Origin of the sequence: Psychrobacillus sp. FSL H8-0484 (assembly GCF_038005325.1) — a bacterium.
Taxonomy (GTDB): Bacteria; Bacillota; Bacilli; order Bacillales_A; family Planococcaceae; genus Psychrobacillus.
In genome coordinates, this window is record NZ_JBBOSZ010000002.1 from 92,464 (window position 1) to 106,407 (window position 13,944).

Consider the following 13,944-nt stretch of genomic DNA (forward strand, 5'->3'; position numbering starts at 1 on the left):
GTAATTAGACAGCATATTTTAGATTTTAAAAAAACAAAAAGGCTATCTGGTGTATTATTTTAATAATTCCCCAGACTAGCCATATCAATTATTTTATTTCTTTTTTTGCATAAACAATTTTTTTGATTGTTTCAACTGATAAAAAATACTTTTCAGATATTTCTTGGATGTTCATTCCACACTCAAAGTTTTCTCGAATGTTTTGATTTCGATGATTCAGTTGCTTTTGTATACCACTAACAGAACCCCACTTTTTTCGAGTGGTTTGTTGTATTGGAATATATAATGTTTCCCCTTGTATATATTTTTGAACTTCTGCCAATAGCTCTTTTGGTAATACTTTTGTAGCATTTATATAATTCAAATTTGCTCGCTCCTTATTTCGATTTAACATAAATAAGGTGCAAAGCCAAAATATTAGAAATACTATCTAGCGATTAAATATTTTTCCCCATGCAAAGTATCGCTCTTCTAATTAAAGGCTTTGCATGAGTTTGAATTTTATTTCTTAATAAAATAGATTTATTTTTCAATTAAAAACACCCCTTTGGATAATCATATCCAAAGGGGTAAAACGATGCAACTTTATAAAAACGGTACATCTTTACAAACGGTATAACTTTATTTCAAACCTACAATTGGAGGGGGCCATTTGTAATGCAAGAACTAAACAAGTAGAAAGTCAATTGCCCATCACCCACGCAACCAGAATTCAATATCAAGTGAATCAGAAATTGCACCAATTTCTCTCAATACTTTTAATTGCGATTCAGTTTGTTCATCGAAAACTTCATGTTTCATATGAGTCCACCTCTTACTCAATTTTTAACTAATTAGAGAGTTGTTATGACTACATTCTTATTCAACTAAACTGCTGCGTTAGTTTAAGTGAACTACTTCACAAACTTTATAGTGATATTAACATAAAATGGCTAATAAAAGAAAAACGAAGAAGGCTCCCTGTAAACAGGAAGCCTTCTTCTAGTCGATTTCATTTGAAAGTATTAATTAACCTTCATATTAAGTTATAAAGTGATTGTAATATAGATAAAAATAAAATGCAATAGTTATTTATAAAATTGCACAACAAATAGTCACTCCCATAGGAAGTGACTATTTGTGGCTACCGTCGTGAACGAATAATACGTTTTACATGTTTTTGTAACTCGCTAGCAATTCCCTTTTGTGCAAAAATCACACGACCAGGATACATGCTCTTCACTCGTTCTACAGTATATTCGGAATGATTACCAATGAATAAACAAAGGACATCGATTCCCTCTTTTTCTGCTTGCTTGACCATTTTTTCAATTGTCTCAGGACCTTCATTTCGTTCGAAGATTGGTTCTCCGTCTGATAGCATTATTGCTAAACGAATTCCTTCAGATCGTTTACGTACTTGCTCTAAAAGGAAATTTAATGCAACAGTATCTCGGTTTCCTTCCGAATGCGTGATTCCTCCAATAGCTGCTCGATTACTTTCAGTAAATAGGGTTGCTTTAGGTTTTAAACGGAAAATATGTGTATAGTACTCTTTTGTATAGTCAACCTCTTTTTCTGTAAATGCATAGGCTTCTGAAGGTAAATGAATAGAATGAGAAGCCTCCAACAATAAAGTTAAAGAACGACGCATTTCTTCCACAATAGTATTACCTGTTTGTAGTCGAGTGTAAGTAGAACCACTAATATCCGTCATACATCCAATAAATGCATCCTTTTTAGGTACACCAGGATTGTGTTTTTGGAATACATTCGAATCATCACAATGAATTGCTCGCCATGCTTGATTTGGCATAAAACGACCACTTCGCACGTTTCGACGCACTTGCTCTGGTTCCCCTTCTAAAAGAGATTCCAACTGTTTAGCAACAGGTTTTACGTACCGTCGGACATGTTGGAAAGAATCTTTGTATTGTTGCAGAGAAGGCTCTGGATAATCGGTTAATTCAACCGTAGCAGATACTTCTTTTCCGTCATTTCCCGAAAAAGTAGCTCTCATTCTATAGTCAGCTGAATCAATTAGTTCTTGCTCAACTTCCTTCGCTTCTTTTACTATTATTTTTGCTAGTTTATCAAGCATTTGTTTTACTTCTTCCTTACGTTTTTCCTCTTGTTCTTCCTGGGAAGGCTCGGAAGGTGTTGCTGCTCCTTCTTCCTCAGTCGGATCATCAGATGAATCTTCGGTAGAGGTAACACGTTCTAGTATTTCGACACTTCGACTCATAGCTTCTTCTTCCGAATCTGCCCATTGTCCTGAAGTCATATCAGAACTTTGTTCATCGTTTTTGAAAGGGTCTTCCTCTTCATCCAAGTCATCCAGATCTATATCCATCCACTCAAGGAGTGTTGGCCATACTTCCTGAATAAGCGCTGTTACGTGTGCTAAACACAATGCAGTGGTTGGAGCAGTCCGAATCTCTTCGACAAGATGTTGAACACTATCAACAAGTGCTACAGCCTCTTCTTGCCAAAGCGATAAGTCTGTCATTCCTAATACGCGATGTGCATAACAAGAACGGAAGTCGTTTACTAAATCTTCTCCCATTCCCTTTTCACGATGACCAAAACGCCAATCATAGTTATTTAAATCTAAATAAGGTTGCTGGTTCGGAGATTTTAATACAATTAAACGCTCCATTCGACCATCTAGAGCCATGTTGCCAAAAAACTGCAACCAAGATAGAGGATATTTTAGATTCTCCTTCCAATCTTTATTACAAGTAGCATTCATTTCTTTTTGCCAATCGATATAAGCCTGTAAATAATCGAACTCACTATGGCCTGCTTCATGTACACCATGCCCATGACGAAGTGCTCGTAATTCGACATCTGTAAATTCGCGGTGATTTCCTGTTTGTAAATCATATTTAACCCAAATATCTTTTCCATCATAGAAAGAAGTGTCTTTATTGGTCCAATGAAACCCAAATGGTTTAGCGAATAAACGACGAAGGGACACGACTAATCGTGAGCCCTCTCGTTCCTTTATACGTTCTATACGGTCTGTGCTAATCATAATTAAAAACCACCATCCATATATTCTTGTTCTTCTTTAGAAATAGGGAAACCTGGCCAAGCATCTTCACGAATCATATGACGTAAGGCCATATATTCATCCAAATCCTCGACTTTATTTAATACAAAATCTTCGATAACCTCCGTTTTTGTATCAACCGTAACCGCGTATTCTAAGAAATATCGTGCAGCATCAATATATCCTCGGATCGTAGAAGCTGCATGTCCTTGATTGTTTTCTTTGATAAGTTTTTCGACTGCATTTTTCACTTTTTCTAAAAAGTCTAATGCATGGGTGTCGTGTAAACTTGTCTTTTGCGAAATCATTTCTTTAAACTCTTGCGTGTATGGTAGGCGAATGATGCTGAAGCGGTCTTTAAATGCGTCATTTAATGCACGAACCCCTACATACCCTTCTCCTACGTTCATAGAACCGATCATAATAAAATACGGATGACGAGCAACAGCACCAACCGGAGAAGCAAGTACTCTGTTTTCATCTAGTAAAGAATGATAAACAGAAGTGACATCTCCTAGTAGCATATTGATCTCAGCCATATTCGCAAGCCCTCCATTTTGAACAGTTTGAGCAAATTGACTTAAATCAAATGTACTTTGTCCATCACGGAAAGCAGGTTCTCCTACAATCGATTCTTTCGTTTCATCTTTATTCCCTACGTGAATAGATACCGGTAAGCCAAGTATCCAGCTAATCGTGTTGATTAGTGTGTCTTTCCCAGTACCTTTGCCACCAACAAGGATTAAGTCTTTACCTAATGCAATGTGACGTAATGCGCGGGCAAGAACATCACCAGAATACGGAAAGTCCGGCTTTTTAGGAGCAATCATCATGGGCAAACAAGAAACCGTTTCATGAATTGTTTCTCGACGTGTTCTTAATCGGTTAATTAAATCAACCGAACACCTTTCACTTCTTAAATAAGCTTGGATGTCTCCCCAACCAATCGTCCAATCACGTTTATCAGCAATCGGGGATGGTGCAGGAGCAGATGCTACAGGGGCACCACTTATTTCTTCCTCTGAAATCACAGTTTCTACATAAGGTTCGAGTAACCCGAAATAAGTATTTACATTATAGAAGTTAGGAGACTCGACACGTTCTAATAGTTCTGTCATTTCTTTCACGGACACTTTAAATGCAGCCTTATCCATTTCCCCTCCGATTTGGTCTGCAATTGCTCCAAACATCGTTAAATGAGAACAAGTGGAGCCATGTTCATTAGATTCACAGTAATGAATGGCTACGTATTTATCATCCTTTGGGATTAATAAGCCCTGTAATTCGGATCCATTAAACGTCACACGATAATTCGCCGCTCCGTCATATTCTATGTTGCTTATATAATCAGGTAAGCTATCCTTCATCGTTTTAATAGATAATGGTGTCATCGTAGTCTTTTTGAAATTCATAATAAAATCTCTCCTTAAAAAAGTTTTAGTTTTGTTTTACTCATAAAAAAAGAAAGACAGAACAAATAATGTTCCATCTTTCGTGGTTTCGACAAGTTATCCTGCCTGATTAAGTTCTACTTGAGGTACGTCATTCGCAACACGAAGGCGGTCATTATTTAACCAACCTTTCACATTAATAACGTCGTTTAGTTTGAGTGTTCTAGCGAATTCCACATGCTGTTTAGGAATAACTAAACTCACGACTACCTGGGATTCTAATTTCACTTTTGCACTGGATGATCCATCTCGATTAAATACAACTTCTTCTACAACTTGACAACGAAACGGTTGTGGTGCATTACTTTTTAGTTCCGTAGAAGGAGTAGTGGTAGTTGTGCTTGGTTCTTCAATGAACCCAGCCATTTCATCTGCAGTTGCGATGACACCAGTTCCTACTAAACCATATCCTAAAAATCCAAGAGCACGACCAATAGCCGAGGTTTGAGCATTAGCAAAAGGATTTTTAGAATCCACTGCTCCCCCTTTTCCAACTTCAATCGTTCCAGTTGCAGAACCTAGGATGTCAGATTCAACCGTGACGGAAACAAGGTTAATGTCTCCAAATGGTTGAATGACTGGTGGGTGGATATTTAGTTTAGCTCCAGCTTCTAAATGCTGTTCACGAGCCATACAAACACGACCATCTGCCGTCATATATGGTTTTTCAATCGACACATAAGTACCCTTATCAAAAGAGAATACGCCTAACTCTTCTGCTTCTAATGTTAACTCATACTTATTATCATTGAGTTTCACATTTTGCGGTAACAACAGTAAGAAATCGTGATACTCTACAGGGATGCGTTCCTTTGCTTGTTTAATTTCAGCTGTGGTATGAAGCTGCGCTTCTTTTGCTTTTTTAATAATGAATTGAGGTACTTTTGCCATGGTTCGACACTCTCCTTAAATAAGTTTGGTTTATTAAATAGCTATCGGAACGATACATTCCGAGGACATCCATTTTAATACACGATCAAGTGGGATCACCACATCTGCTATAGCAGCCATTTTAGCAGCAGGAATGTTGTAAGAAATCACAACATGAATTTTTGCTCCATTTGCTTTTGCTTCTTCGATTGCAGGTACATAATCACTATCACCACTACAAACAATGATGTCCGTGTAGCCCTGGTAAGAGAATTTATTAATATCCATTGCTACCATGACGTCTACGCCTTTTTCCACTAATTTATCTTCAGAATCAAGTTGCGTGAAGCCTTCATGAACGTTAATTGATGCACGTTTTAAAGCATTAAAGAAACCTGCACGTTTTAGATGACGTTCTGGGAATAACTCTATTGGCACATTAGAACAATAAAAATGTTTTTCTGCGTTATGCCCTAAATAACTTTCCAAAGCTTCATAAAAAGAGAACCAGGGATTGACCCCTTTTACTCCAATGCTATGAAGTTGCCCCATTATATTCATCTCGTCGACTAAAATAGCGGATTTGAATGGTCTGGCTGATATACAATTATCCATATCCTTCTTCCTCCCATAAGTTGATTTGATGTTCCGGATGATAAATCGGTACGTGGTCTAAAATGTGCATTGGCACACCATGACCATTCCTTTTATCAATCTGTAAACACCATTCTTGTTTCCCATAAGGTACTGCAGCAATCGAAATCGAACGATGTGGGTACACGTACCATTGTTCTTCTTTGCTATAACCTAACAAAGATAGATCTGGTAACGGTCCTACAAAAAACAATTTCATGCTACGGCAAGAGAAACCTTGTCGTTTAATCTTCGTATACACCGTTTTGATTTGGTCATACGACACTTCCAGTTCACCGGTAATAATAGTCCAGTGTGGAGTTGTCTGTACTCGTAAACCTGGTATATCCTCCTTAAAAATGGCCGTCCTGCTTCCTCGCCAGACGGTATGCAATCGCATAATCATCTCCTCCTTTCAAATAAATGAGCATAAAAAAAATACGCTCATTTGCAAAGGATTGATGTTGAAAACTCCATAGAAAAAGAGTTTTATCAATCGCTTACAAATAAGCGTATAGCAAGAAAAGCTGTTGTGTAACGTCTCTCCCGCGTGGGTGAGATAAAGGAATCAAATAAATAAAATATAAAATTATCATACCATACAGACTTCACCTTGAAAAGTAAGAAAAAGCTCCTTCTAGTAAATAAAAAGGAGCAGGATAGACTATCAATTTTTAAGATGTTAGTACGGAACTAACTCAGAATTCAAATAAATTTCTTTATTAGGAATATACCCTTCCCCTAATTTCATCTCCTGCGTAATTAAGTAACATTCAAGTTCCGATAAATCTATATATTGTCGTATATCGCTGCTTAAAGTATCTACGCTACATTTTTGGAAATAAATACAGCTAAAATTTGATAGCTCACTCTGTATAAAGTTTACATCTAATGTTTGCAAACTTAAACGAATTCCATAACGAAAACGTCTTCCTAGTCTCAGTGAACGATTTACTAAATAAGAATAACACGGGTTATCAAAACAAGAATAACTTAGATCATGATAAAAGGAGATTCTCTGTTTATTCCTATTACTATCGTATGTAACACTAGAATTTTTTAATTGTTCATGGTAAACGTGGTCCGTTAATAAGGATACAAAGGAAATTAATTGATGACTCAACGAAGAAGCATCAAACAGCACAAGGTCAGAATCACTAAAATCTGGTACATTCGTTTGTCCGTTGAACATGGCAGAGTAAGGAGATAATTCCTCTGTAAAGCAACTTAATATCGATAACAATTCAATATGAACCATTAAACTTTGATGTAGACTATATAATGGTTTATGTTTCTCCAATAGTAAAAATTCTTTTATATTTTCTGGTTGATATTCAGAGTATAATTCTTGAAACACGTCCATCGTTAATTTTCCTTCTACCATCAAGTTTTGCAAGACTAATTCTTGCATTTGCCCCAATGTCGGTATAGATTTCTCTTCTTTTTCATCGAGTAACATATGAATATAAATGCCACACAAACGAGTATGTTCTAATTTCCATACAATCGAGAGCTCATTAGCTATTGAACGTAATAAAGAACAGATCTTACTTTCTGTATGTCCGATATTCTCGTAACAATAATCAAATGGATTGATGGTAAAGTCCTTGATTTGGTGTACTTGTACAGCATGAAAATTTTGAAGTATATCTGCGTAATCTTCTATTCCTCTGCTACTTACCACTATAGATGTAGTTGGAGCAGAGTCATTGTGTTCTTGCTCAATTAACTTTTTGAAGAAAGGTGTTTTACCGCTACCACTATACCCAACCGCTACTACATTATGATTTAGTTTATCCGCTCCATATAGATTGAATAAATAAGGCTCTTTTCCTTGAGGAATAGGAGTTACAATTTCCGTTTTTGTTTTCTTTTGAAATAAACTTATCATGTTTCTAAATTTCCTTCCTTTCCAATAGACAAAATCGTTCCATATTAGTCGTTCGCAGTATTCCATCCTTTGTAATGCTAAGATGGAAGTCAAAATACTGCTGTGCTTTATCCAAAACAGGAATTAACTCTATCATTTGAGACATCAAGATTAGATTTGTTTTTTCTGTTAGATTTTTAATGAAATCAACAGTAATATCTTTTGGTAACAGCAATTGAGCTTCATCAACTATTAACTAATCTAATGAGTTAGCCATATTTAATAATGTATCAGTGGAATAAGCTTTAGGTTCGATATAGTTTGGTGCAAGATAAGCAACACTTTTCTCAGACTGAATAAGATATTGTGCGTAATGAGCCATAGTGACAGTCTTTCCTAATCCTATTTGGCCAGTGATGATAAATGATTTATTTAACCATCCTGGTGCAGATATAAGTAATTGATATTGTTCATTAATAAATACACGTAGGGATATCGAATAAGATTTGTTAAAAAAACCGCTTTGTTCTTTAGTATCTAGAATTTCTAATAGTGTTTGTAGGTATGTTTCGGGTGCTAATGTTTCGACTTCAGAAATTTCACTATTTAATCCCAATAGGTATCCAGTTGATTGTCCACGAAAAAATTCATCTTGCTTTGCTATAACTTCTTTAACCCCTAATTCAAATTCTTTATAATACATCTTTTAATCCTAATTTCATCGTTAGAATTTTGTAAATCAATTACATCAAAACTTCAATTACAAAATAGGAGCAGCCATTAGTTAGCCGCTCCTACGTTTAAATAAGCTTCTTGAACTCTTTCAAACTCTTCATCGTCAACAATATCAACTAAACGCATGGTACCGTCAAATTCTTTTGTAATCTTACAAAAGGTCTGTTCTGTCGGAGTAACATGTACGACTGCGTATTGAATATCATCTATAACTAGTGTCATATTGACTTCTAATAAGTCACTTGTATTGTCCTGTTCGTCTAACATTAAGATCTTAATACGCACTTACGTAATGCTCCCTTCTAAAAATCCTCAAATTCATCATTAATGTCGATGACTTGATGGCTAAGATACTCACTAGCCTTCATACCAGGAGCATCTTTTAATAAGAATGGCATAGCGGAAGCAATTAGTTCGCCGTTTGGACCACATTGTAAAAAGGTTTGTTCATTCATTCCTTGTAGTAAGCGTTCATCTGTTGTGAAACGTAATACTACATCGGGCATATGTTCTTCTGCTAATGCTGCAATAATCGGTACACGGGAATCACTATCTGCAATCACAATAATACGGTTTGGTTTTTGTGAACCAGACGATTTTTCATAAGCCGCTTGTATATCGCGGAAACGTTGCACAATTCTTGTAAACCAACCATTAGTGATGCGAACTGGCTCAATCCAAAATTGGAGCAGTTCCCCAGCACCTTTGATGACTTCAGCTACAAAGGCAGGCTTAAAAGTAGTTTGATCGTCTAATAAGATATGAGGCTCTCTTTCCCATGAAATCAATCGATCTACGGATTTCAACTGACAAAACAATTCATTAGATGTTAAGTAAGGATAGAAAGAATTCATCTTCGGTCCTGCTCCATTTGGAAAGTTCACCGCATGGAATTTGTAACGATCATGCACGCGTATATGAAATAACTTCTCGGCAACTTCTGCTCCTACGCGAGTTAATCCGTATATAAGTGGTTTTTTACGTTCACCCAAACAAGGAGAAACCCACGAAAAGGCAGATATAATTCCACGATGATGACATTTTTGAATAAATTGTTTTATTTTATCGCCTGAATCTCGTTCCGTGAATATAGCACGAGCTATTTGGGAACGAGTAGCACAACGATGTTGGGATAAGAAGTTAATCAAATTTAGTTCATGATCAGTGAAAGAGTGATTCTCCATACGCTGCTCCATCCAGTAGCGAGCACTATGTCCACCTGCTTTTGGCATGTAGTAGACCATTTTTGCATACGGATCGGAGAATAAGCTAAATTGTTCTCCACTTGGTGGAAGGTATTGCAAGATATCGGGTGGTGAAGTTGCTGGATTATAAGGATTGGTCGTTGCCACGGGAATCTCCATTCTTGGAGACCCTCGATGGTGGTCTGGTGCATGGGTGAAATCAAGAAGATTATCTGCCATTTGACTTTCCTTTTTGTTTGTTCGTTTGACCGACTCTTGGAATAATAACCAAACCGTTTACACGACCGTTCACTTGATTAATATCCGTAACTTTGAAGTTCACTTGTTCGCCTTCTTTTAACAGTCTTTTTCCCAATCCAGCAGGGATATTAGAACGACCTGTAATGTTACGTGGTTCTAAGCGAACGAATATACCCGCATCTACATCAATATTGATGATTGTTCCGGCATAAAAACCACCTAATTTATATTCTTTTAGGAATTCTTTTGGATCTTGTTCTAATACTTTACGGCTAACTTCAATTCGTTTCGCTTCTTTATCAACTTTGGTAATACGAACATCTAGGGTATCACCAATAAATACTTCTTCTTGTAAATCTTTTACGAACGTATAAGAGTAATCCTCACGTTCCATACGAGTACGTACACCTTCGATTACTAAGTAAACACCGTATTTGTCAACACCAGATACAAAAGCTTCATATTCTTGACCGACATCAGCTGTTCTCCAGAAAGATTCAGCTAGTATTTCTAATGCTTCTTTACGATTACCTAAGAAAAACTTTCCTTCGCCTTCTTTATCCTCAAATACACCTTCTACGATAAAATCTAATTGTGTTCCTACAAACATTTGCAAACTCTTAAATTCATAATCATCCACTTTAGATATAGGGATATAACCATATATTCCTTCGTAGTACATTTTCAAGGCTTGTTCCTTTTTAGTACCTAGAGAAAGGTCTTCTAAACCGACTACATTCGCTTTTAATATGAATTTCTTAGCTTTCTTGTTATTAGCCTGTCGTAAATCTGCCCATGTTTGTGCTACCTGTATTTCTTGTTGCTTTTGAACCATTATTGTTTCCTCCTTTTTGAATTAACAAAACAAAAAACGGAAACACCAAATTTCACGCATAATAGCGCAAAACGGTGCTTCCGTTTAAGTTTCATTATTGAATTACTTTATACTATATCTTTTTTCAAATTAATTGACAAGTAGTATTTACCAATTCGCTAGGGAAATTAGATGCATATTTCTAGATATGGAATCTTAAATATCATCTACTACACTTGGTAATACCGCTACACTTGGTTTTTTATTAGCGGGTTTAAATTCGGCTTGCTTATTTTCTAATGTGTCTTCAATAGGAATATCCTCTTTTGGCTGTACCTTAGTTTCTTTATCTCCAAACGGTGATTCTTCTTTAGGGTCGTCTGGGCTATCAGAAGTTGTATTTATTGGTACAAATGCTAACGGTTCTTCTTCCTCTGTTTGTATAACTGGAGCAGCACTTACAAATTCTTCTGCTTCTTCCTCACCAACTTGATTCACTACATGAACTAATTCCTCGATCTTCTTGTCAATTTCCTCAGATGGTATACTCGCAATTCCATGGGTTTCATCGTTTTCATTTGAACGACCTAACATTTTTAGTGCATCATCTTTATCCATTGACAAATCGGTAAATAAATTATCCATATTAATCTGACCAGATTCACTTACAGCAATATTTCTTTGAGCATACTTTGTCTTAGATTGTTTTATTGGTAGTAGCTGCTCCTCTTTCACATCTAGTGGAATACTTAATTGTTCTAGTGACTTTGTTGTTTCTGAAGAAGATGTATTTAGTTCATCTCCCACTACGGACATGTCTGACAAATCATTAGTAGTATTTTCATCCGATTCGTTCATATCATTTAGTGGAGCAGAAAATGCTTCAATTTTAAATTTGACTTCATCGGTTATTAAGTCTGCTAATTCGAATTCCTTTTCTTTAGTAGATTTAATTTCACTCGCTTTCACCTTAAAGTAAGGTTTTAGAAAACGAGCTTCATGAACAAACTTACCGATAGCATGAGTAGAGATGGTAATACTGTTGTTTTCATCAACTACTTGCATAATCATATGCTTAAACTTTAGTTCGCGTATAACTGTTGGCGAGAAACGTGGCATGAATTTTTTTGCTGTGTTCATACGAAGTCCCCATGTTTGTTTTTCAGTAGTCATTGGAGTTGCACTTTCATTTAAGGATTCTTCAACTGTTAAATGTTCCCCGAACTCTTCAGAAAAATATTTATTATCTGATACAGTCCCACGTCCAAATACAGTTTTGGATGAAGCGTTGGATAATACGGTTTCTTTAAAACCCTTTACTACGTTATCTAACTGCCCTAATGATTGCATGGCGATTAATGTTCCAACTTTATATGAGCGTCCTAATGTTAAGAAACGTTCAAAGGCTTCATTCACATATAGAGGGAATTCATCAACATTTAAAAAGATAGGAATTCGCCCTTCTTTTGGTCGTCGGAATACAGCACTTTGAAATTGTCTTATAAAGAATTGACCAAACATCAAGGATAATTCTTCAAGCTCTGCAAGTGCCGTATTTACGAGTAGGACACCACCATTTGCTAAAAATTCATCTGCATCAAATACTCGATCTCCCTCGGAGCTGACAAACAGACTACTTAGGAGAGAGTTCGTAGCAATTTCATTTAGATATTTCTTAGCACCAGTAACATATTTGTCCTTTTTGTTCTCAATGACCTGTAGGCCAGGATAACGACTATCTTCACCATACAGGATAGGTAGTACTTCATCTTTCACACGAAATGTTTTATAGTCCAAAACTTCATCTTCAAAGTACCGAACAATTCCATCCCAACTAACTAATACTTTGCGAACATCCGAGGATAAATCCGGTTCTTTCATTCTATTAGATATTTGTAGACGTACTTCCTCCACCACATTTGCTAGGTAGCGTGGATCGGTAAACATTCGTTGTATATGTGTAATATTAGTTAAGTTACCATAACGAATCTTTGCTAACATGGTATACGTTTTCGCGGCTTCATTTTGTTGTCCTTTAAAGAATTCATCTTGGTCGCCTGTTAGTGCGTTCAATGTACCTTCGAAAGAAGCAGCCGCAGTTTCCAATGGACCTGCAAATGGATTGTATTTGATCGAGAAGGATTTAGTTGGGTCTATCACCATGATCTTTTCGTCGGGAATACCGAGCTTTTTACAAAGTGTTAATACATCATCTACACCATCACCTTTAGGTTCGAGAAAAACAACTCCCATTTTACGCCGACCTGTTGCAATTTTAATCAAGTCTTGTACTATGCGAAGTAAAATACTCGTGCTCGTTTTACCAGATCCAGTGGCTCCGAATATTCCTTCATGTAAGTATCGTTGGTCTTCTTTAATGACAATAGGTTTTTTTGTTTTATGGTCGTAACCTGCAATGACATCACAATTATTAATATCTAATGGATGGGTTAAACGTGCAAGTGCTGGTGATTCCCATTCGATGAATTGATCTGCTAATATGTCTTTGTTGATTTGATAATGTCTTGCTAGGGTAAATAATAAAAGACCTGTAATGATAATTGGAGCAGAATACAATAACAAAATAAAAGAATTTAAGTTATCTACTAAAAAGTACCCTTTCAATTCCTCTGGCACCTGAACACTTTTCAAGTATGTTAGATAGTGTTCTGTTATATATTTTGCGCCTGCAGCCCAACCCATTATTAAAAAGGTCCCTATGTTTAAAGTAATACTAGCAATTCGCCCTGCTTTTGTCTTTGACCAATCGAGGATTACCTTATACCCCTTCTTTATGGGGTAAGTTATTGTGGTATACACCCAGGTGAAATAAGGTAAGAACCATAATATTAGAAATACTGGCCAATTCAACTCATGTAACCATGTGACGGTAAACTGGTTGGTTAATGATGTAAACCAGGTGAATAAGCCAAATGGAAACAAGATTAACACATTAAAGCAAATTAATGCTGTGGCAAGATAGGTATGCCCTTTGAGCCGGATAAATTGAAATATTTCTGCCCTTCTCTCTGCATACCGGAAACGATTTTCCATGAATGCCCTCCTATGCTCCCTTTTAAAAAAACAAAAAA

General features: G+C 36.3%; 12 protein-coding genes. All 12 read right to left on the reverse strand.

Annotated features, from left to right (window positions below; translation table 11 throughout):
• Positions 1 to 88 precede the first annotated feature (88 nt).
• Positions 89 to 364, reverse strand: a complete 276-nt coding sequence (locus MHH81_RS20935; protein WP_340925595.1) for a CD3324 family protein — start codon at positions 362 to 364, stop codon at positions 89 to 91.
• A 759-nt stretch (positions 365 to 1,123) separates the two neighbouring features.
• Entirely contained in the window at positions 1,124 to 3,016 is a 1,893-nt protein-coding gene (locus MHH81_RS20940; protein WP_340925597.1) for a hypothetical protein, read from the reverse strand.
• 2 nt (positions 3,017 to 3,018) lie between these two features.
• Entirely contained in the window at positions 3,019 to 4,446 is a 1,428-nt protein-coding gene (locus MHH81_RS20945; protein WP_340925599.1) for an AAA family ATPase, read from the reverse strand.
• Between the two features lie 96 nt (positions 4,447 to 4,542).
• Entirely contained in the window at positions 4,543 to 5,376 is an 834-nt protein-coding gene (locus MHH81_RS20950; protein WP_340925602.1) for a hypothetical protein, read from the reverse strand.
• Between the two features lie 33 nt (positions 5,377 to 5,409).
• Positions 5,410 to 5,970, reverse strand: a complete 561-nt coding sequence (locus MHH81_RS20955; protein ID WP_340925604.1) for an NYN domain-containing protein — start codon at positions 5,968 to 5,970, stop codon at positions 5,410 to 5,412.
• Positions 5,963 to 6,388, reverse strand: a complete 426-nt coding sequence (locus tag MHH81_RS20960) for a hypothetical protein (protein ID WP_340925606.1) — start codon at positions 6,386 to 6,388, stop codon at positions 5,963 to 5,965. Before MHH81_RS20960 ends, MHH81_RS20955 begins: the two co-directional genes overlap by 8 nt.
• A gap of 282 nt (positions 6,389 to 6,670) precedes the next feature.
• Positions 6,671 to 7,879 carry a hypothetical protein gene (locus MHH81_RS20965; RefSeq protein WP_340925608.1) on the reverse strand — a complete coding sequence of 403 codons (1,209 nt, stop codon included), beginning with the start codon at positions 7,877 to 7,879 and terminating at the stop codon, positions 6,671 to 6,673.
• A gap of 235 nt (positions 7,880 to 8,114) precedes the next feature.
• Entirely contained in the window at positions 8,115 to 8,561 is a 447-nt protein-coding gene (locus tag MHH81_RS20970; protein ID WP_340925610.1) for a hypothetical protein, read from the reverse strand.
• A 77-nt stretch (positions 8,562 to 8,638) separates the two neighbouring features.
• Positions 8,639 to 8,878, reverse strand: a complete 240-nt coding sequence (locus tag MHH81_RS20975) for a DUF1292 domain-containing protein (RefSeq protein ID WP_340925613.1) — start codon at positions 8,876 to 8,878, stop codon at positions 8,639 to 8,641.
• 17 nt (positions 8,879 to 8,895) lie between these two features.
• Positions 8,896 to 10,017, reverse strand: a complete 1,122-nt coding sequence (locus MHH81_RS20980) for a replication-relaxation family protein (protein WP_340925616.1) — start codon at positions 10,015 to 10,017, stop codon at positions 8,896 to 8,898.
• Positions 10,007 to 10,873, reverse strand: a complete 867-nt coding sequence (locus MHH81_RS20985) for a S1 RNA-binding domain-containing protein (protein ID WP_340925617.1) — start codon at positions 10,871 to 10,873, stop codon at positions 10,007 to 10,009. The genes MHH81_RS20980 and MHH81_RS20985 overlap by 11 nt, the downstream gene beginning before the upstream one ends.
• 195 nt (positions 10,874 to 11,068) lie before the next feature.
• Entirely contained in the window at positions 11,069 to 13,906 is a 2,838-nt protein-coding gene (locus MHH81_RS20990) for a type IV secretory system conjugative DNA transfer family protein (protein WP_340925618.1), read from the reverse strand.
• Between the last annotated feature and the right edge of the window lie 38 nt (positions 13,907 to 13,944).

Excerpts from the sequence above, each read along its gene's own strand:
- MHH81_RS20940 (WP_340925597.1), bottom strand. The coding sequence starts at position 3,016 with ATGATTAGCACAGACCGTATAGAACGTATAAAGGAACGAGAGGGCTCA.
- MHH81_RS20945 (WP_340925599.1), bottom strand. The coding sequence starts at position 4,446 with ATGAATTTCAAAAAGACTACGATGACACCATTATCTATTAAAACGATG.
- MHH81_RS20950 (WP_340925602.1), bottom strand. The coding sequence starts at position 5,376 with ATGGCAAAAGTACCTCAATTCATTATTAAAAAAGCAAAAGAAGCGCAG.
- MHH81_RS20955 (WP_340925604.1), bottom strand. The coding sequence starts at position 5,970 with ATGGATAATTGTATATCAGCCAGACCATTCAAATCCGCTATTTTAGTC.
- MHH81_RS20960 (WP_340925606.1), bottom strand. The coding sequence starts at position 6,388 with ATGCGATTGCATACCGTCTGGCGAGGAAGCAGGACGGCCATTTTTAAG.
- MHH81_RS20965 (WP_340925608.1), bottom strand. The coding sequence starts at position 7,879 with ATGATAAGTTTATTTCAAAAGAAAACAAAAACGGAAATTGTAACTCCT.
- MHH81_RS20970 (WP_340925610.1), bottom strand. The coding sequence starts at position 8,561 with ATGTATTATAAAGAATTTGAATTAGGGGTTAAAGAAGTTATAGCAAAG.
- MHH81_RS20980 (WP_340925616.1), bottom strand. The coding sequence starts at position 10,017 with ATGGCAGATAATCTTCTTGATTTCACCCATGCACCAGACCACCATCGA.
- MHH81_RS20985 (WP_340925617.1), bottom strand. The coding sequence starts at position 10,873 with ATGGTTCAAAAGCAACAAGAAATACAGGTAGCACAAACATGGGCAGAT.
- MHH81_RS20990 (WP_340925618.1), bottom strand. The coding sequence starts at position 13,906 with ATGGAAAATCGTTTCCGGTATGCAGAGAGAAGGGCAGAAATATTTCAA.